The organism is Gammaproteobacteria bacterium, assembly GCA_003696665.1.
In the GTDB taxonomy this organism is placed as follows: domain Bacteria; phylum Pseudomonadota; class Gammaproteobacteria; order Enterobacterales.
Map to the genome: position 1 here is coordinate 1 of RFGJ01000418.1, position 20,499 is coordinate 20,499.

The 20,499-nt window shown below is 50.7% G+C and carries 20 protein-coding genes; 18 read left to right on the forward strand and 2 right to left on the reverse strand.

Annotated elements, in window-relative coordinates; translation table 11 throughout:
• Together D6694_10535 and D6694_10540 are read right to left on the reverse strand one after the other, a co-directional pair.
• The coding region (locus tag D6694_10535; GenBank protein ID RMH39959.1) for an AFG1 family ATPase at positions 1-876 on the reverse strand (876 nt) is incomplete at its 3' end.
• Entirely contained in the window at positions 873-1,502 is a 630-nt protein-coding gene (locus D6694_10540) for an alpha/beta hydrolase (protein RMH39960.1), read from the reverse strand. The genes D6694_10540 and D6694_10535, both read right to left, overlap by 4 nt.
• Positions 1,503-1,731: 229 nt before the next feature.
• Here D6694_10540 and D6694_10545 point away from each other — a divergent pair, with 229 nt between their 5' ends.
• The 18 genes from D6694_10545 to rapZ all read left to right on the forward strand — a co-directional run.
• A complete protein-coding gene (locus D6694_10545) occupies positions 1,732-2,772 on the forward strand; it encodes a rod shape-determining protein (protein ID RMH39961.1) in 1,041 nt (346 codons plus the stop codon).
• Between the two features lie 62 nt (positions 2,773-2,834).
• On the forward strand, positions 2,835-3,647 hold the full coding sequence (gene mreC / locus D6694_10550; protein RMH39962.1) for a rod shape-determining protein MreC: 813 nt from the start codon (positions 2,835-2,837) through the stop codon (positions 3,645-3,647).
• Positions 3,644-4,141: a rod shape-determining protein MreD gene (gene mreD, locus D6694_10555; protein RMH39963.1), complete on the forward strand. Its 498-nt coding sequence runs from the start codon at positions 3,644-3,646 to the stop codon at positions 4,139-4,141. The genes mreC and mreD overlap by 4 nt, the downstream gene beginning before the upstream one ends.
• Positions 4,005-4,757, forward strand: a complete 753-nt coding sequence (maf, locus tag D6694_10560) for a septum formation protein Maf (protein RMH39964.1) — start codon at positions 4,005-4,007, stop codon at positions 4,755-4,757. The genes mreD and maf overlap by 137 nt, the downstream gene beginning before the upstream one ends.
• Positions 4,758-4,770: 13 nt before the next feature.
• The gene (locus D6694_10565; protein ID RMH39965.1) at positions 4,771-6,246 is read left to right on the forward strand and encodes a ribonuclease G; all 1,476 of its coding nucleotides are present in this window, start codon (positions 4,771-4,773) and stop codon (positions 6,244-6,246) included.
• A gap of 19 nt (positions 6,247-6,265) precedes the next feature.
• Positions 6,266-10,018, forward strand: coding sequence for a TIGR02099 family protein (locus tag D6694_10570; GenBank protein ID RMH39966.1), 3,753 nt, complete (start codon positions 6,266-6,268; stop codon positions 10,016-10,018).
• Positions 10,019-10,066: 48 nt separating this feature from the next.
• Positions 10,067-11,515: a metalloprotease TldD gene (gene tldD / locus D6694_10575; GenBank protein ID RMH39967.1), complete on the forward strand. Its 1,449-nt coding sequence runs from the start codon at positions 10,067-10,069 to the stop codon at positions 11,513-11,515.
• A gap of 79 nt (positions 11,516-11,594) precedes the next feature.
• Positions 11,595-12,560 (forward strand): calcium/sodium antiporter, encoded by a 966-nt coding sequence (locus D6694_10580; protein ID RMH39968.1) that lies wholly within the window; start codon positions 11,595-11,597, stop codon positions 12,558-12,560.
• A gap of 80 nt (positions 12,561-12,640) precedes the next feature.
• On the forward strand, positions 12,641-13,663 hold the full coding sequence (locus D6694_10585; protein RMH39969.1) for a transporter: 1,023 nt from the start codon (positions 12,641-12,643) through the stop codon (positions 13,661-13,663).
• A gap of 188 nt (positions 13,664-13,851) precedes the next feature.
• Positions 13,852-14,811, forward strand: coding sequence for a KpsF/GutQ family sugar-phosphate isomerase (locus tag D6694_10590; GenBank protein RMH39977.1), 960 nt, complete (start codon positions 13,852-13,854; stop codon positions 14,809-14,811).
• Between the two features lie 2 nt (positions 14,812-14,813).
• Entirely contained in the window at positions 14,814-15,341 is a 528-nt protein-coding gene (gene kdsC, locus D6694_10595; protein RMH39970.1) for a 3-deoxy-manno-octulosonate-8-phosphatase KdsC, read from the forward strand.
• Entirely contained in the window at positions 15,338-15,898 is a 561-nt protein-coding gene (gene lptC / locus D6694_10600; GenBank protein ID RMH39971.1) for an LPS export ABC transporter periplasmic protein LptC, read from the forward strand. Before kdsC ends, lptC begins: the two co-directional genes overlap by 4 nt.
• Entirely contained in the window at positions 15,876-16,601 is a 726-nt protein-coding gene (locus D6694_10605) for a hypothetical protein (GenBank protein RMH39972.1), read from the forward strand. The genes lptC and D6694_10605 overlap by 23 nt, the downstream gene beginning before the upstream one ends.
• Positions 16,601-17,323, forward strand: a complete 723-nt coding sequence (lptB, locus tag D6694_10610) for an LPS export ABC transporter ATP-binding protein (GenBank protein RMH39978.1) — start codon at positions 16,601-16,603, stop codon at positions 17,321-17,323. Before D6694_10605 ends, lptB begins: the two co-directional genes overlap by 1 nt.
• A 79-nt stretch (positions 17,324-17,402) precedes the next feature.
• Positions 17,403-18,824, forward strand: coding sequence for an RNA polymerase factor sigma-54 (locus D6694_10615; GenBank protein RMH39973.1), 1,422 nt, complete (start codon positions 17,403-17,405; stop codon positions 18,822-18,824).
• A gap of 87 nt (positions 18,825-18,911) precedes the next feature.
• Positions 18,912-19,199: a ribosome-associated translation inhibitor RaiA gene (gene raiA / locus D6694_10620; protein ID RMH39974.1), complete on the forward strand. Its 288-nt coding sequence runs from the start codon at positions 18,912-18,914 to the stop codon at positions 19,197-19,199.
• A gap of 96 nt (positions 19,200-19,295) precedes the next feature.
• Complete coding sequence (locus D6694_10625; GenBank protein RMH39975.1) at positions 19,296-19,799, forward strand: PTS sugar transporter subunit IIA; 504 nt, start codon at positions 19,296-19,298, stop codon at positions 19,797-19,799.
• A partial coding sequence (gene rapZ, locus D6694_10630; protein RMH39976.1) for an RNase adapter RapZ occupies positions 19,796-20,499 on the forward strand: 704 nt, incomplete at its 3' end. The genes D6694_10625 and rapZ, both read left to right, overlap by 4 nt.

The following is a 20,499-nucleotide window of genomic DNA, read 5'->3' on the forward strand; positions in this document are numbered from 1 at the left end:
AGTCATCACCGGAACACCGGACAGGATCACACAGGGATAGAGACGAGCAATTTCGATATAGTCCGCGGCCGCACGGGGCCCTTCACACAACGCTGAAAAATCGGTCCAGATGGCCTTTGGTGCCACCCTTATCACAGGGACTTCTCGCCCCTGTATCAGCACGTAGGGAACACGCTCACCTTGGTCGCCAGCAAACTCTTGAAACGCTGCCATCAAGGCCTGCTCCGCCTGTTCATCGGCAGGGGTGTGGTAGGTCTGGATGCGAACCAACTCGCGCAGCCGATAATCATTGCCGCTATCGACATGCACCACTTCCATATGTCGCTTAATCAAATCGATCGTCGGTAAAAAACGGCCCCGATGTAAGCCTTTCCAGTACAACCGCTCCGGTGGAATATTTGACGTGGCCACCACAACCACCCCATGGCCAAACAAAGCCTCAAAAAAACGTCCTAGAATCATGGCGTCGCCGATTTCAGAAACAAAAAACTCATCAAAACAAAGCAAGCGAATTTCCGACGCCAGTTCGGCCGCCACATGTTCCAGTGGATTCTTTTCGCCTTTATGACGCGCCAACTGTTGGTGCGTCCAATACATAAAACGATGGAAATGTTGTCGCCGCGCAGGCACTTTTGGTGCGACATGAGCATAAAATAAATCCATAAGCATCGTCTTGCCGCGCCCGACGCCACCCCACAAATAAAGACCGGTCGTTGACCGGCCCATTGGCAAAATCCGGTGCCACCACCTGCCACGATGACGTGTTGTTAATTCGCTCGCAAGGGCATCCAGTTTCATCACCGCCTGACGCTGCTTATCATCCGGCGTCAGTTCACCAAGATGACATTTGCGTTCGTACACCTCCAACAATGTCATACAAAAATCCCCAAATGCTGCAATTTGGCCTCAAGCGCGTCGCGGAGCTCGATCAATTTTCCGTGGAAAAAGTGGCTCGCCTCGGGAATCTGGATCAAATATTTTTGGGCATGTTGTAAATCGGCAAACCAAGCCAATACAGCCTCAGGCGAGACAACTTCATCTGCCATCGGCTGTACCACGATCCATGGCGCTTCTGGTGGCGTGATCTCGCCAAAATACAAGCGCTCAACCGGCGGCGCCACACTGACAAGCGAACTGGCCTGCAGGTTAGCCGCTTCCGATGCCGCCACATAGGCACCAAACGAAAAACCGGCCAGATGAATCACACCAGAACTTTGCGTTTGCAACCAAGCCGCCACAGCGCACAGGTCTTCGCGTTCACCGCGGCCTTCATCATACTGGCCGGAGCTCTTGCCAACGCCGCGAAAGTTGAATCGCACGGTATTGAAACCATGGCTTTCATAAAGCCTTGCCAAGGTGTAAACCACCTTGTTATGCATGGTGCCACCATAGAGTGGATGGGGATGACAAATGATCGCACTCGGCCCCGTTTGACTTTGAATCTGGACAATGGCTTCAAGTTGCCCTTCCGGGCCGGGCAAAATAGATGTTTTATCGGCCATAAATTATCAACAATGCACCTGTCTCGAAAGCTGCCAGTGTGCCAAAAGCTGTGCGCTATGACCAGCCTTTCCGAGTGTTTACGAATATACGCCAACTATGCAAAAATAAAGGCAATATCATACCTTGGCGCTTGCCCTTACAGGGCCTGATTGATAGAGTACCCACCTAGTTCAGGTTCAGGTGCGCGGAAAATTTTACTGAAGCCCTTTTCAGGAGATGCCCAGTCCTATGTTCAAGAAGTTTCGCGGGTTGTTCTCAACCGACTTATCCATTGACCTTGGTACCGCCAACACGCTGATCTTTATTCCTGGTCAGGGTATTGTTCTCAACGAGCCTTCGGTCGTGGCGGTTCGTATTGACGGTAATGGGCAAAAATCCATTGCTGCCGTAGGTACCGAAGCCAAACAGATGCTCGGACGGACGCCGGGCAATATCATTGCCACACGGCCGCTCAAAGACGGCGTGATCGCCGACTTCGAAATTACCGAAAAAATGCTTCAGTACTTTATTCGTAAAGTACACAACCGCTCTTTCATTCGTCCGAGTCCACTTGTCGTGGTCTGTGTTCCGTGTGGCTCAACGCAGGTCGAACGCAAAGCCATTAAAGAATCAGCTTTCGGGGCTGGAGCACGAGATGTTCAGATCATTGAAGAACCCATGGCCGCGGCCTTAGGCGCTGGTCTGCCTGTGGGCGAAGCACGCGGTTCGATGGTGGTCGACATTGGTGGTGGCACAACCGAGGTGGCCATTATTTCACTCAACGGCGTGGTCTACGCCGAATCTGTTCGGATCGGTGGCGATCATTTCAATGATGCCATCATTGACTATGTACGCCGACATTATGGCACGGTCATCGGTGAAGCCACTGCTGAGCGGATCAAACATGAAGTCGGGACAGCGTTCCCAGGCGACAAAGTTTTGGAGATTGACGTACGAGGCCGTAACTTGGCCGAGGGCGTGCCTCGCCGCTTCACCATCAACAGTAACGAGGTCTTGGAAGCGCTTCAAGAACCCTTGGCAGGCATTGTCCGAGCGGTCAAAGGCGCACTGGAGCAGTCGCCGCCCGAACTGGCCGCAGATATTTCCGAGCAAGGTATGGTGCTCACCGGAGGTGGGGCCTTGTTGCGCGACATTGATCGTTTGCTGATGGAAGAAACTGGCTTGCCGGTCATTGTGGCAGACGATCCGCTCACCTGTGTGGCCAGAGGTGGGGGTATCGCCCTTGAAAGCATCGAAAAACATGGTGGAGATTTGTTTGCCCGCATTTAATAAGCTGGGAGAAATCAGCCATAAAACACTTATTTGCGAACCGATCTTCAATTCATGTCCGGATGTTGGTGCTGGCGATTCTTTCGCTGGCACTGGCCGTTTTTGATCGGCGACACCAGCATGAGCACTGGCTATATCAACTGACCGAAGGCATTATTGCGCCCATCCAATATGTTGTCTCCATACCCGCAGAACTTTGGCAGACTTTCGAGCAAAACACCCTAAGTCGGCATCAGCTACTGATCGAAAACGAAAAACTCAAGACAGAATTACTTTTGTTAAAAGCACAAGTCCAACGCTTACCACAGCTAGAACTCGAAAATAAGCACTTGCGCGCGCTGCTCGGTGCGGTCGAGGAGCGGCGAGAGCGCCGTAAAATTGCGGATATCCTTTCGATCCAGGCCACCGAGTTTCGCCATGAGGTCGTCATCAACCGAGGAACGAAGGATCAGGTTTATGTTGGTCAACCAGTACTAGATGCGACCGGTGTCATGGGGCAAGTCATACAGGTATCCCCAATCACTGCACGCGTGATGTTGATCACCGATGATAGAAGCTCCATCCCCGTCCAAAACGCGCGTAACGGTATCCGTGCCATCATCTCAGGCACAGGCGAGCTGACACGTCTGGTGCTGCAGCAAGTCCCGCATAGCCTTGATTTTAAGGAAGGCGACACGCTGCTGACCTCGGGACTTGGGGGGCTTTTTCCTGCTGGCTTGCCCGTCGGCAGAGTTTCTGTCGTAATCCATAATCTCTCAAATCCTTATGCTGACATTGAGGTCGTCCCCCTGGCTCGCTTGCAACGCAGCGGTCAAGTGATTCTGCTTTGGACAGATGGCAATGTGCCAGACGACTCAGGAGGCACGGCCAAATGACCCGGACCACGCCATGGTATAAAATTCAGCTGACCCTGCTGTTAGCATTTGCGCTGACACTTTTACCCGTCAGCGAGGCATTGAAACCCATTTGGCCGCAGTGGCTTGTCATTGTCATTTGTTATTGGACGCTGGCCCATCCTGATCGATTTGGGCTACGCTCAGCTTGGCTTTGGGGTTTATTGACCGATGTAGCCATGGGCACATACCTGGGTATTCATGCCCTCAGTCTGTCATTAGTGGCTTATGTATCGCTCACGTCTTATCAGCGCATTCGCATGTACACTATCTGGCAACAAAGTTTGTATGTATGGCTGATTGCTAGTCTTGATAAACTTGTTGTCATACAACTCGAAAATGCCCTTGGGCAAGTCACCTTGCCGGAATGGTATTGGTTTCCACCCATCATCACAGGGTTTCTGTGGAATCCGGCCGCTTGGCTCATTCAGAAATACCGGCAACTTGGCCAAGTGGCACACCGTCGGTACAACTAACATGCTGAAACTCAAAAAACCACTGACACTGGTTCTGGCATCAGCGTCCCCGAGACGCCAAGCACTGCTTTGTCAACTTGGCCTGACGCCGGTGGTACAGCCGGTCGACGCTGATGAAAGTTCAATCCAAGGAAAAACACCGGAAGAAGTCGCCAAGAAAATTGCACAGCACAAGTTCGCTGCCGCCAAAGAATACCACGATTTGACCAAGACGGTTCTGGTGACTGCCGATACGATCGTCTCACTCGACAACCGCGTATTTGGCAAGCCGGCCACGCCAGAACAGGCGATACAAATGCTAAAAACCCTCAGTGGGCGTCGGCATCAAGTCATTACTGCTGTGAGCGTCGGATATCGGCAATCATGCTTAACATTGGCAGAAAGCACGTTGGTTGAGTTTTCGCCTTTGACCGATGAAGTCATCCGCGAATATGTCAAAAGTGGCGAGCCGCTCGACAAAGCCGGGGCCTATGGCATCCAAGGCGCCGCTGCTTGTTTTGTCCGTCGGCTGGAAGGGTGTTATTTTAACGTGATGGGCCTACCACTTAACTTGCTGACACGGATGCTCCAATCCATGGATGTTTTGGCGATACCGCTGACCAACGAACCAATGTAAGGAACTGCCGCCCATGAACACGGACATTCAACCATCTTTTACCAACCAAGAATTGCTTATCAATTTCACGCCGCAGGAAACAAGGATTGCCGTCGTTGAAAATGGTGTGCTGCAAGAGTTGCACATCGAACGCGCGTCTCAGCGCGGCTTGGTTGGCAATATCTACTGTGGAAAAGTCAATCGAGTGCTACCGGGCATGCAGGCGGCATTCGTCGACATCGGATTGCCCAAGGCCGCCTTTCTACATGCGTCTGATTTCCATCACAACGAAAGTGCAGAGCATCATCCTGACATCACGGAATGCGTGACCGAAGGTCAGCAAGTGATCGTACAGGTGATCAAAGACCCTCTCGGCACAAAAGGGGCACGACTGACTACAGATTTGACGTTGCCATCACGCTATTTAGTGTTGATGCCCAATAACCAACATGTCGGCATCTCCCAAAGAATCGAAGACGAGTCCGAACGGGAACGATTGAGACAACTGGTCGAACCTATCGCCGAGGAACTTGGGATGGGATTTATCGTCCGCACGGCAGCAGAAGGTGTCGATGAAACATCCCTCCGTCAGGATGCCCTTTATTTACAGCGCCTATGGGAGGCCATAAAACATAAACGACTACGCGCACAACCAGGCACTCTCATATACCAAGATCTTGATCTCGCTGCCCGTGCGATCCGAGATCTGGCTCGCGAAGACATGAAAAAAATTCTAATAGATTCGCGGGAGAATTTCCAACGGCTCCACGAGTTCGTCAAACAATTGATGCCGGACGCCCTCAACAAATTGGCCTATTATTCTGGTGAGCGCCCACTCTTTGAGTTATACAATATTGAAGATGAAATACAAAAAGCATTACAGCGAAAAGTCGATCTTAAATCTGGGGGGCATATCGTCATCGATCAAACGGAAGCGATGACCACAATTGATGTGAATACGGGTGCCTTTGTTGGCCACAAAAACCTTGAAGAAACGATCTTTAAAACCAATCTGGAAGCAGCCGTCACATTAGCCCGACAGCTACGTTTACGCAACTTGGGTGGCATCATCATTATCGACTTTATCGACATGACCAATGAAGAACACAAACGCCAAGTTCTGCGAACTTTAGAAAAAGCGCTGGAAAAAGATCGGGCCAAAACCACCATTTCAGAGGTGTCCAGCCTTGGGCTAGTGCAAATGACGCGTAAACGGACGCGTGAAAGCCTTGAGCACATCCTGTGCGAACCCTGTCCTATGTGTCAGGGACGCGGCTTCATCAAAACAGCTCAGACCGTTTGTTATGAATTGTTTCGTGAGATCTTGCGTGCCAATCGCGCCTACGAATGCCAACAAGTGATGGTGCTGGCCAGTGAAAGTGTGATAGAGCGATTGCTCGACGAAGAATCAGACAGCGTGGCAGAGCTAGAGGCTTTTATCGGAAAGCCGATACGCTTCCAGGTCGAGACCATGTACTCGCAGGAACAGTTTGACGTGATTCCAGTATGAGCACCAAGGACGAAAAAGCATGACCATTCGTTCCGCCTGTCTAAAGTTTGTGGATTTGATATGGAAAATACTGGCCTGGAGCATTATTTTTTTGGCCGTACTTATCTCTTTAGCGAAATTAACCATTGGCAACCTGCAACGCTATCAACCGGAGATCGAACACTGGCTTTCCGAATATAGCGGTATCGATGTCAAAACACAGACACTCCAATTTGGCTGGCGGCGGTACGGCCCCACACTACTGATCAAAAATGCTGAAATTCAAGAGGCAGACCGCCAGTTTCATATCACTATTGGACGCGGCTTTGTGGTTTTGGATTTGTTCAGAAGCCTATGGCTTGGTCGCCCGGTTGCGCACCAAATAGAATTCCAAAATGTCCAAGCTCGCCTCAATGGTCAGCTCGCTGTCACCGGGGAAAACAAGCTATCAGGCAATCAGTTACTGAATTGGCTACTCGAACAAGGCGATATCCAAGTATACGATACCTATGTGCTTCTGACGCACCAACAAAAAAAATTCACCTTTGCCACCCGAGCGTTGCACTATCATGGCGGCCAATCTCGAAGGGCATTGAAAACGACCATCCTGCTTACCGAGCAAGGGAAGATCGACATACGTGGGCGTTTTTTCCATCGAGATACCATGACGGGTGATTTGTACCTGAGAGCGCATCAAGTGGAACTTGCCAAACTCCCCCTCGATCTTGTCTTTGCCCAGCCTCATCGGATTCGTGGACGCCTCTCAGGTCAGTTTTGGGCGAGTTGGCAAGGTAATGTCGCAAGCGGAACTGGACACCTCAGTATTGCTACGCTCAGTGCTCATGACGCCGAGCCTGTTTCTTTGGCACCATTTTGGTTTTTGTGGAAAAAAGAACATCGTGATCGCTGGCAGTTTATGACCAGTCCCGTGCAATTGCAGTGGAAAGACACACAACTCACCCCATTTACCATCAATGCCTTTGCATGGGACACACCCGATGGCGTTCATCATCGCCACATTTCCGGACTGAGTGCCCCGCTGGAACTACTCTCTGCTTGGGCCTGGCCGTGGCTTCCCGAGCCACTGAGGCAAAAGCTTAAAGATAACCCCATCCAAGGCCAATTGGCCCAATCGTCATTTCAGCTTTCAACCACGCCCAAGGGCCAGACCGATTGGCAAAGCGCCTTTCGTGTTGATGGTTTAACGGTATCGGACACATTGTTTGGCGTAGGTTTTGGCAAAGCAGCCATGACCGGCAGTCTGAGCCCGACAAACATACGTTTTCAGTTGTCCGGTCATAATATGACCATTTCCATCCCCAAACTCTTTCAAAACAAACAGGCTGCGGATCACCTACAGGCCCAAATTCATCTGACCAAGGACGAGACCGGCGCCTGGTGGCTTCAATGGCCAACACTTCAACTGGCCACGCCAATGTTCACACTGTCAAGCCGAGGTGCATTGATGCCGACACCGACCCCCTGGCTTCAGACGTCATTGTCACTGGCGTCTGTCGATCTTGGTGACGTGGCATCCCAATTACCCGCACAAGGCATGAGCCCCAAGCTCGTCAGTTACCTCACGCGAAGTATCCGAAGCGGTCATATGGACAAGATCACCGCCGTCTTTCGGGGACCATTGGCGGATTTTCCGTTTCGGCAACATGAGGGTATTTTCCATGCTCACGCCAAGCTCAAGAATGTGGTGATGAAATTCAGTCCAGACTGGCCGGAAATTCGAGAACTCAACACCGACATCGATTTTACCAGCACACAAATGCGCATTGGGCCGGCCTCGGGAAAACTGCGCAAGGTGCCGGTTGACCAACTGTTTGCACAAATTGATGATCTGACTTTGGATGATCCCATCCTCTCCATTCGCGCACTCAGCCATCATTCGCTCTCGGATGGACTGCAACTGCTGGCCCATTCGCCGATTCGTAACGTCTCAAAAAAACTCAAGCCGCTTGCACTGGACGGTTCTGCAACAACACATCTTTCGCTCACAATCCCGCTTAGCCCTCAACCCAATGCTGTCACAGGTAAGGTTTTGATTCAGGATGCCAGCATGGCAGTGCCAACATTGCAAAAAACGCATGTTCAGAATCTCTCAGGGACCATCGAGTTCGATAACAATGGCCTCACCTCGGGCCAACTCTCGGGGCTATGGCTTGATGCGCCACTGCGTCTTGAACTTGCGCAAAAATCAAATACCTTAGTGGCGAACTTCGCAACAGGTTTAACACCCAAAACCGTGGTCGCGATCACCAACAACCCCGCGTTCGCAAAAGTCTTGCACGGCCGTGCCGATGCCCAAGGCGTCCTCCAAGTCACAACACATCCTAAAAGCGACCAAATCAAAGTTCACATCACTTCAGATCTTGTCGGTTTAGGCATTGCATTACCCAAACCGTGGCAAAAAACGGCCAAAGACAAATGGCCGACGGAGATCACGACGACCATCGACGCAGATATGACGCATCTGTCCGGCCACATACACAACAGACTAGATGCTGATGTGTCGTTCACCGAACACGGTACGACAGATGGCATGATTCGGATAGGCCGTAAAACGACTGAACCAGCCAACAACTCTGGCCTGAACGTTATCATTTCGTTGAATGAGCTCCCACTCGATCAATGGCTGAGGCATGTTGTTCAATTCACTCCACAAAATGCCTCGAAACTGAAGACGGACGTCCATCTCGATGTCGATATCGACCAAGTGCACGTTGGTACGACCAACCTAGGTCAATTCAATCTCCAAGGACGTTACATTCCGAGCACGTACAACTGGCAGCTCCAACTGAATAGCTCCCTAGCCCAAGGGACACTATTCATTCCCAGCCGTCCGAACAGCACCGAGCCCCTGGACATAGTGCTAGACCAGTTGTATATCCCCGATGACCTGTTTGCGGGTCAAACGCGCAATGCGGGCAAGCAAAGCGCCATTCCGCAAATCCCGCCAGCGAAAATCACCATAAAAAAATTAATTGCTGGAAAAGTCGATTTCGGGCGATGGTCGACAGAACTGAAAAATGTTTCAGCGCACATGATACGTGGTGATGTCATAGGTCAACTGCCTGTTGGCGATGAAATCGTCGCGCGCATCTACTGGAATCCATTTGGCACCACCACATACGGCATTTGGAAAAGCCCGAAGGTTGAAAATACGCTGAAATTATTTGGCTTACCTGCCGGATTAATCGCACAACATGGACGCCTGGAGGTCTCTGCGTATTGGCCAACGCCCCCGTGGACTTTAGCTACCGACAAAGTGCAATTAACGGGCGCGCTGTCCACAAGGAGCGGTCACATTGAAGAGGTCAGTGACAGTGCAGCACGCGTGTTTTCCCTTTTTAGCCTGCAGTCTCTCCAACGCCGACTGACTCTGGATTTTAGCGATGTCTTTAACAAGGGTTTCTTTTTTGATGATATTCAGGGACAGTTTTATCTCCTCAACGGACGTTTATATTCGCCACAATTCAAAGTGAACGGCACGGCCGCAGATGTCACTATCAAAGGAAACGTCGATTTAATGGCCAAAACAATCGACCAGCGGATCACGGTGAAGCCAAAACTCACTTCAAGTTTGCCTGTACTGGCAGGTTGGGCAGTCAATCCAGCTGCGGCGGTGATGGCCTATCTTTTGAACAAACTCTTTATTCGACCAGCGCTTGATGTTGTCACCCGCATTGACTATCAAGTTTCGGGCACCCTAACATCACCCGTCATCAAGGAACTTGGCAAGGAAAAAACTCGCGTCGAAGTGGCTAAAGAGAAGGACGAATAGGCATTTCGTGGTAAGATCAATCAAGAAGTTTCTACGACGAGCCAGATAATGTTGCCATTAGCCGAACAATATTTTCTCGCGCCGAACCAGTTATCTTGGGGAGCGCTTGAAAAGTCGCTCAACGAGATGCTGGCCACAGGCGCCGACGCCGCTGATCTTTACTTCCAAAAACTGACGACCCAACACTGGTCTCTGGAAAATGGCATAGTCAAAAGTGGGCATTTTTTACGTGATCAGGGCGTTGGCTTACGTATCCAGCAAGGCGAAAAAACAGGGCTGGCCTACACTCAGGACTTGACATTACCAGCCATTCAACAAGCCAGCCAGGCCGCAAATGCCATTATCAAACATGGTCAGTCAAAGATATGTCGTATTGGAGGCGCCATGCACACTGACCCTCGTTATCCATCTGTTGACCCGATGGCAGGCGTCAAGGCAGAAGACATTGTTGGCCTGCTCGCCTACATCGATCAGGAAGCCAAGCGGCAGCATCCGGCCGTTTGTCAAGTGATGGCGTCATTCAGTGTGAAAGATGAACAAATATTGGTGCTGGCCTCCGATGGCACAGTCGCCTTCGACCATCGGCCTTTATGTCGACTTAATGTCTCCGTGGTCGCTGCCCGTGGCGAGCGGCGTGAACACGGTAGCGCGGGCGGTGGCGGCCGCCAAGCAGTGAGCGAGTTGTTCTTAACAGATGGCAGACCTTCACCGCTCGTCCAATATTACATTGAGGAAGCCGTCCGACAAGCTCTGGTCAATCTTGATGCGGTCCCGGCACCGGCAGGTGTCATGCCAGTTGTTCTCGGTCCAGGGTGGCCGGGCGTCCTGCTCCATGAGGCGGTGGGGCATGGCCTTGAAGGCGACTTTAACCGGCGCGGCAGTTCCGCCTTTACCGGTCGTATTGGTGAAATGGTCGCCTCGCCGCTGTGCACCATTGTCGATGATGCGACACTACCCAACCGTCGCGGTTCGCTGACCGTGGATGACGAAGGTACGCCGGGACAACAGACGCTGCTTATCGAGAAAGGTCGTCTTGTGGGTTATATGTTCGACAAACACAACGCGAGATTGATGGGTACCGCATCCACGGGTAATGGACGACGAGAATCCTATGCACATCTCACCATTCCGCGTATGACGAATACTTATATGCTCGCTGGCGAAGACGATCCTGAAGACATTATTCGCTCGGTCAAGAAAGGCATTTACGCCACCAATTTTGGTGGAGGTCAAGTTGACATCACTTCTGGACAATTCGTATTTTCTGCGAACGAAGCTTACTTGATAGAAGATGGGCAAATCACTGCTCCCATCAAAGGAGCTACACTGATTGGGCATGGGCCAGAAGTCTTAAAAAAAGTCAGTCGTGTGGGACACGATCTTGAATTGGATAGCGGGGTGGGCGTCTGTGGCAAAGATGGGCAATCGGTTCCCGTTGGCGTTGGCCAACCAACCATCAAAGTGGATGAATTGCTTGTTGGTGGTACCGAAGTCTGAAATACCTGCCGAGTGACGACTGAATATTGACGAATTCACTGATTTCTTGGGGATACCAAAGTTTAGTGAGAATTGACCAATGCTACTGAATCTTGCCCTGATTTTGATCGGAATTGGACTACTGGTGTACAGCGCCGATCGATTCACCGCTGGCGCCGCCGCTATCGCCACCCACCTCAACGTCCCCAAAATCGTCATTGGCTTGACCATTGTGGCCATTGGCTCATCGGCACCAGAAATGTTTGTCTCAGCCACCGCCGCCATCAATGACGCCCCGGGCATCGCCATCGGCAATGCATTGGGATCAAACATCATCAATATTGCTGTGGTGCTTGGCCTTACCACGGTACTTATGCCGCTTGCCATTGATTCCAAAATTGTCACCCGCGAACTGCCACTGCTGGTGGTTGTGACATTAGCCTGTGGTGGCTTGATGCTGGACGGTCACCTTGGCCGCCTTGAAGGCATACTCATGCTCGCCGCTCTCGCAGCTTATATTGCTTGGCTGACCATGGTGGCACTTAAACAGCGAAAAAATGACAAGCTCCTTGAAGAGCTTATCGAAGAACTGCCAAGCCAAATGCCGTTGTGGCAAGCCATACTCTGGACGCTCGTCGGCCTCGTTTTGCTCATGCTCAGTTCGGACATGCTTGTCACTGGTGCAGCGGCACTGGCACGCGCGGCGGGAATTTCTGAACTGGTCATTGGCTTAACCGTGATTGCCATTGGTACCAGCCTCCCGGAACTGGCCGCCTCCCTTGCCGCGGCGGCTAAGCGGGAACATGAAATGGTGCTTGGCAATATTATCGGCTCTAACATTTTTAACTTACTTGGGGTCATCGGTTTGTCGGCCGCGCTGTCGCCACAACATCTGGAGCCTTTAGCCCTAACACGAGATCTTCCGAGCATGGTCATCATTACCTTGCTCCTGTACGCAATGAGCCACACAACCAACCGCAAATCAGAACTTTTTCGTTGGCACGGTTATCTGCTCTTATCCATGTATGGGGCATACACCCTGTGGCTGTTTCATACATACCAGTAAATCCCGGTAGCACGTTCCGAGCCACCTGTTTTACAATAGCGTCCCATTTTATCTTCAGATACTTTAAAGGCTATTCGACCATGCGTTTTCCATCTCAATTTAAATTCATTGGTATCACGGTATCGGCGCTACTATTGCCGTTATCTGGCCTGACACATGACTGGACGTCTGCCCGCCCGGACGGCCACGCGCCTGCTGGTGTCATGGGGGATCATACGCATAAAACCGGGGATTGGATGCTCTCGTACCGGCTCATGCACATGGAAATGAACGAGCTTTATTCAGGCTCCGATAAAATATCCGCGTCCACCGCACTGTCTGACTATATGGTCTCGCCGCTGGATATGGAAATGGATATGCAAATGTTCGGCGCCATGTACGCCATCAACGACCATTTGACATTCATGGCAATGGTGCCATATCTACGAAAATCGATGACCCATGTGACTCGAAGCGGCACAAAATTCACCACGGAATCTGAAGGTTTAGGTGATGTCAGTGTCTCCGGGCTGTATGTCATAAAAAAATGGCATGGGCAACAGCTACACTTGAATCTTGGCGTCAGTTTACCCACGGGCAGCATCGATGAAAAAGACGCAACACCTGCTGATCCTAGTGCCACAAATAATCTTCCCTATCCGATGCAACTTGGGAGTGGCACAACTGATCTTCGACTTGGGATGACTTACCTTGGACAGACTGAGGAATATTCTTGGGGCGCACAAATCAACACCATTTGGCGAACCGGAGAAAATGACAATCACTATACCCTCGGGGATGAGATAATGGCCACGTACTGGGGCGCTAAGTCTCTAACCGATGCCTTGTCGGTGTCCGTCAGGCTAAATTACAAAAATTGGGATGGGATTGACGGACGGGACACAACCCTAAATGCCAACATGGTACCGACAGCGAACACCACTAATTCCGGAGGAAGCCGAACTGAAATTGGACTAGGATTTAATTTATATGCCCCCAAGTCTAGCAAGTTCTCTGGCCATCGACTGTCACTCGAATATATTGAACCGATTCAGCAAGATCTCTCAGGATTACAACTTGGGCTTACACGTCAATGGACTGTGAGCTGGCAATATGCCTGGTGACCCTTGTCATCTTCATCACTTTTTAATAAATGGCACCGGTTATAATGTCCGGTGCCGACATTCACCAAATAAACCATCACTTGCACCATTTCTGCCATCGTGTTGACCTGCCAGGAATTTTGATCCTAGTCGCCAACCGAACCACAGACCGCTATAATGCACCAAAATCTAGCAATTTCGTGAGCGTCATGTTTATCGAACTCGGCCGTGCCGTCATTCAAACTGAAGCCGAAGCTGTGGCCAATCTAGCCAGCAAAGTAGACCAGTCATTTGAGCGTGCCTGCAAATTGATGCTCAATACTGTCGGTCGTGTGGTCGTGACAGGGATGGGTAAAAGCGGACATATTGGTTCCAAAATCGCGGCAACTTTGGCAAGCACCGGGACGCCCGCATTTTTTGTTCACCCAGGAGAAGCCTCCCATGGTGACTTGGGGATGATCACACCGGATGATGTTGTGCTTGCGCTTTCTAACTCGGGCGAAACGGATGAACTCATCCAGCTGTTGCCAGTCATCAAAAGAAAAGGCATTCCGCTTATCGCCCTTACCGGCAACCCAAAATCTACGCTTGCCCAAAGTGCCACTGTCCATATCGACGTGAGTGTCCCCAAAGAAGCATGTCCACTCGGTTTGGCACCAACCGCCAGCACAACGGCCGCGTTGGCGATGGGCGATGCTCTTGCCATCGCACTGCTGGACGCTCGCGGTTTCACCGCGGATGACTTTGCGCTGTCGCACCCCGGAGGCAGCCTTGGACGCCGTCTTCTACTGCACGTGCGAGACATCATGCATAAAGGTGATGATCTTCCGAAAGTTTCTCCAGACACATCCGTTAAAGAAGCACTGCTTGAGATGACAAGCAAACGCCTTGGCATGACCACGGTTGTCGATAGCCAGAACAGGCTCTTGGGGATTTTCACCGATGGCGATTTACGGAGAACCATCGAACGCGATCTCGACCTTGGTCGCACCGAAATTCAAGAGGTGATGACGGTCGGCGGCAAAACGGTCACCGAGAACCTTTTAGCCGCAGAAGCCGCCAAGATTATGCAAGACAACAAGATTAACGCATTGGTCGTGGTGAATGACAACCACGAACCGATTGGTGCGCTTAACATGCATGATCTCATGCGCGCGGGAGTGGTGTGATCATGACTGAATCGCTCGTACCGAAACTCGCCAAGGTTCGTCTCGTGGTCACCGACGTGGATGGTGTGCTTACGGATGGTGGCGTCTATCTGGACAATGCTGACAATGAATGGAAGCGATTCAACATCAAAGACGGATTGGGCATTAAAATGCTGCTTCAGCACAATATTTCGGTGGCCATAATCACCGGCAGAACCTCGCGAATCGTGAGTCGCCGAGCAAAAGAACTTGGCATTACGCACGTTTACCAGGGGTGTACTGATAAGCGAGCTGCGTTCTTGGAATTGTTGGAAAAACATGACGTAACGCCTGAAGAAACAGCGCATGTCGGTGACGATTTGCCGGATCTTCCCCTCATGCGTATGGCAGGTATTGGCGTCGCCGTTCAGGATGCCCACCCTTTTGTCAAAGCACATGCCGACTGGATTACAGAAACCCCTGGTGGCATGGGTGCCTTCCGAGAAGTTGCGGATACCATGTTGCGCGCTCAAAATGCACTGGACTCATTCCAACAAAAATTTTTGCGATGAACCGAGCAAAATTCTGGCCTCTAGCGCTGACCATATTAAGCTCAATTGTTTTGCTCTCGCAGCTTGTGGACGACGAGCTTCCGAAAGTTGATGCACAACTGCAGCCGAGTGTTCACAACGATGCAGACTATGTCATGATGGACGCACAGATCATTCATTTCGATGTCGAGGGCGTGGCACAGAGTCGAATAGCCGCTAAACAAGCGAGTCACTATCCAGCCAAGCGAATCATGCGCTTGCGTGAACCTCGTTTTGAGCAGATCTACCCTGACAAGCAGTGGCAGCTCACAGCACCAGTCGGTGTGCTTGACGAACGACGACAAGTGTTTACCTTGACAGATGGCGTCACTTTCCGAGGACAGATTGGTGCCGATGATGTCAATGGTACCATTGAATGGCTTGAACTTGATCTCAACAAAAAACGCATTCACAGCCTCGCCACCATCCATCTATTCGCACCATCATGGGAAGTCAGAGGTGAAGGCTTGCACGTTGCGATCACGCAGCAAAAGTTGAAAATCTTGAGGAACGTCAATGCAGTTTATCAAGCGAACTAATTACGTCGTGACGCTCATCAGCGCATTGTGGCTGTCCGTCCCTCATGCGGGACCGCATGCCCAGTCGACGACACCAAAGACCATGACGATCCGGGCTGACAGCTGGGAAATCGACGGGCAGGCAGCTCAACGCCAAATGACAGGCAACATCGTCGCAAAATACGGGCCACTCTCCTTGAAGGCTGCGACGCTCACTGAAAAAACCAAAGGTGAGACCAAGATCCTTTACGCCACAGGCAACCCAATTATCGTTGAGACCTATGACGACGTGACCAAACGGCAAGTGGTCGCCGTCGCCAACAAAATTGAGTATCGTGTCCAAGACAAAAAACTTCTTTTAACGAAACGTGCGAGAATACAAATCAAAGAAAATGGCGATCAGGAAATTCTCATTACTGGCCAGTTGATTCAACTGATTCATGACGATCGGAGGATCACCCATCTTCAAGCGAGCGGCGAGCCTGTCACCTTTAAACAAGCCACTCCAAAAAATACTATCGAAGCGACGGCCGAACGATTGACCCTCGACGAGATCTCGGGGCTCATGACCATGAAAGCTGGCCATATGCAGCGGGGCGTTGACCAATTTTCTTTCCCGTTTCTGCGATACAACACGCGTACAGGTGACCTAGAGGCGTCGGCGGAAGCCAGCCACCGACCAGAACTTCATTTTTCCGGAAACCAAGAAAAAACGAATCATTGATTATGGCACTCGAAGCGAAGCATCTAGCAAAGAAATACGGCAAACGATGGGTTGTGGAAGATGTCTCCCTGCGAGTCGAACCTGGTCAGGTGGTTGGCTTGTTGGGTGCCAACGGTGCTGGCAAGACCACGAGCTTTTACATGATTGTCGGTCTTATCCCCAGAGACGGAGGCCAAATTTTACTTGATGGCCGGGATATCTCCGATATGCCACTCCATCGACGCGCCCGAATGGGTATTGGCTATCTACCGCAAGAGCCCTCTGTCTTTCGCAAACTCACCGTGGCAGAAAATATCATGGCGGTACTCGAGACCCGTGAACTTCGACTCGGTGAACGAAAAGAGCGATTGGATCAGCTGCTCGAAGAGTTTCATATTAACCACATTCGAGACAATTTAGGTATGAGTCTTTCAGGTGGTGAACGCCGTCGCGTCGAGATCGCTCGTGCGCTTGCCGCAGATCCAAAATACTTGCTGCTTGACGAACCTTTTGCTGGCGTAGATCCAATTTCTGTACAAGACATAAAACGGATTATCGCGCATCTGAAAACAAGGGGATTGGGGGTATTGATTACCGACCATAATGTTCGGGAAACATTGACCGCATGCGAGTACGCCTACATTGTACACGCGGGAAAACTCATTGCTGAAGGCTCACCAATGTCAGTGGTTGACGAAGAGGCGGTCAGACAATGTTATCTCGGCGAAGATTTTTCTATCTGAATCGCGACAAAACCCATGCCTTGGTCTATGCTAAATAGCGTAGGATGTGTGAAACTGAACAACAACGATCACCAATATCATGAAACCAGCGCTTCAGCTGCGAATTAGTCAACAGCTCACGATGACCCCACAGTTGCAGCAAGCCATTCGCTTGCTACAACTTTCGGCGCTGGATCTTGCTCAGGAGATTCAGTCGCACTTGGAAGCGAACCCACTACTGGAGTTAGAGGAGTCACCCGAGGACAATCCGGAAACAACATTATCAGACAATCAACTCGGCGAGTCTCAGCAAGCCTCTGAACCGGAGGAGGTGATTGAATTTACGCCCGATAGCTGGTCTGCCGATTTGTCTGCCACCGCTGGTCGAGCCAGAGACGCAGATAGCGATGCCGAGTATTTTGGTAGTGCTGAGGAAACGCTGCATGATCACCTCCGATGGCAGGCCAATCTCACCCCGTTTTCAGCCATTGACGCATTAATTGCCGAGGCACTGATCGACGCCATTGACGACGATGGTTACCTCACGGTCACCACAGAAGAGATCGCGCAAATGATCAGCTCGCCCGATCGAACCGTCGAAGTGGATGAGGTGGAGGCCGTGCTCCATCGCATTCAGCGCTTTGACCCAGTTGGTGTTGGCGCCCGAACGCTCACCGAATGTCTGACCGTACAACTATCAGAACTCGGCACCGAAAAACAGGAGGTCAACGACGCCTTATTTTTGGCGCAAACCTATCTTGACGAGCTCGGGCGTCGAAGCTGGCAAAACATCCTCAAGAAAACAGGCTGGGATGAAGCGCGATTGCGACGGGCGCTTAAGTTGATTCAGTCGATGAATCCCAAGCCAGGCGCCACCATTGCGCCAAGTCGCGCTGACTATGTGATCCCCGATGTTTACGTCAGCAAAATCAACGGAAAATGGACAGCGCACCTTAATCCACAAGCCAGTCCGCGTTTAACCATTAACGATAATTATGTGGCACTGGCCAAACAATCCACCACAAAAGAGGACAGTCAATTTTTCAAGAATCATTTACAGGAAGCAAAATGGCTCATCAAAAGCTTGCAAAGCCGAAATGACACTCTGCTTAGAGTGGCGCAAGAAATTGTCGAACGCCAACAAGGCTTTTTCGAATATGGCGAAGAGGCGATGCGTCCGATGATCCTCGCTGACATCGCGCAAGCGGTTGACTTACATGAATCGACTGTTTCACGCGTCACCACCCAGAAATATCTGGCCTGTCCACGTGGGCTGTTTGAGTTGAAATACTTCTTTTCATCGCATGTGGCCACCAGCTCCGGCGGCGAATGCAGCTCCACCGCCATTAAGGCCCTGATTAAAAAACTGATTGACGCTGAAGATCCCAGAAAACCGCTCAGTGACAGCAAAATCGCGAATTTATTGAAAGAGCAAGGCATTATGGTGGCACGTCGAACCGTGGCCAAATATCGAGAAGCACTGAACATTCCGTCATCCACGGAACGAAAGGTCATGACTTGAGTCAAAATAACCACCGATGGGCTTGAAGACCGCAAATCTGACCTTAACAATTTAACTAGGCACAACCATCAACAGAAGGACAACACTATGGAACTGAAAATCACTGGTCATCATCTCGAAATCACCGATGCGTTGAACCAATATGTGCGTGAGAAATTCAAAAAACTTGAACGCCACTTTGAATTTATCACCAGTGTTCATGTCATTCTTTCAGTGGAAAAGATAAATCAAAAAGCCGAAGCCATCGTACACATCAAAGGTGGTGAAGTTTTTGCCGACTCTGTATCAGAAGACATGTACGCAGCGATTGACTTGCTCATTGATAAGCTTGATCGACAACTCATGAAGCACAAAGGTAAAATCACCGCGCATTGAAGCCACGTAAGCAAGTGCCCCCCAAAGAGGCGCGTTGACGCGCCTCTTTTGTGCTATGATAGCGGCAGCGAGTGACCTACCTGCGAACACACACGTATGACCGAATCACTTGAAGTCGGGCAATCGACTGGAACTTGTTCTGCGCTTCGAATTGCAAAAGTTTCTCTGGATAACAAAAAAAAGGTATTTGAAACTCTTGCCGGACAACTGGCTGATGCGGTCAAGCGAAGTACGGGTATTTCTATCAATGAAATCCTGCTCAAACTGCTTGAACGTGAGCGGCTTGGGTCAACGGTCATCGGCAATGGCCTCGCGATACCTCACGCACGAACAGATAAGCTTTCGCAAGCCAAAGGCGCTTTATTGATATTAAATGAACCAGTCGAGTTTGACGGCGCGAAGCACGGACCTGTTTCTGTCGTATTTGGTCTTATCATCCCGGAAGCACAATGTGAAGCGCATATTGACCACCTCCGGGAAATCGCATCACTTGCACAAAACGAAACAACAATGCATATTCTATCTCACACAAACGACACGGAAGTGCTGAGCGAATGGCTCAAAAAGAAACACCCACAGTTAGCAAACCTGCTGCAATGAAGGTCGTGCTTATCAGCGGCCGCTCCGGCTCCGGAAAATCAGTGGCCCTAAAATCAGCCGAAGATCTCGGCTATTATTGTGTCGACAACCTGCCTGTCGATCTTCTAGAAGTCCTTTTGGCAAAGCTTGAGCAGCAACATCCAATGATTGCCATTGGAATTGACGTTCGCAGTGGTTTCTCGTCACTGGACGAAATTGTCGCGCTTAGGGAAAGTCTGCAAGCCAAAGGTTGGCAGGTACAATTGATTTACCTTGATGCCGACAATGCCACGCTCCTGAAAAGATTTAGTGAAACAAGACGCCGCCATCCCTTGACACATTCGGGCATATCGCTCAATGAAGCCATCGACAAGGAACGCGTCTTACTTGAGCCACTGGCATTAGCCGCCGATTTGGTGATAGACACCTCACGACTAAGCAGCAAAGACCTGCGGCGACGCATTCATGATCGCCTAGCCAATTCTGCCGAATCAGGTCTCGATTTGTTATTCGAATCGTTTGGTTTTAAAAATGGCATACCGGCAGATGCCAATTACGTGTTTGATGCTCGCTGCCTACCGAACCCGTATTGGGTGGAGTCGCTGCGTGATTTGACCGGGCTAGATGCTCCGGTGCAGCAATTTTTTGCACAAGAACCGAGCGTTGCTGAATTTATTTGGCAAGTCAAAATTTTTCTTCACACCTGGTTGCCGCGATTCGA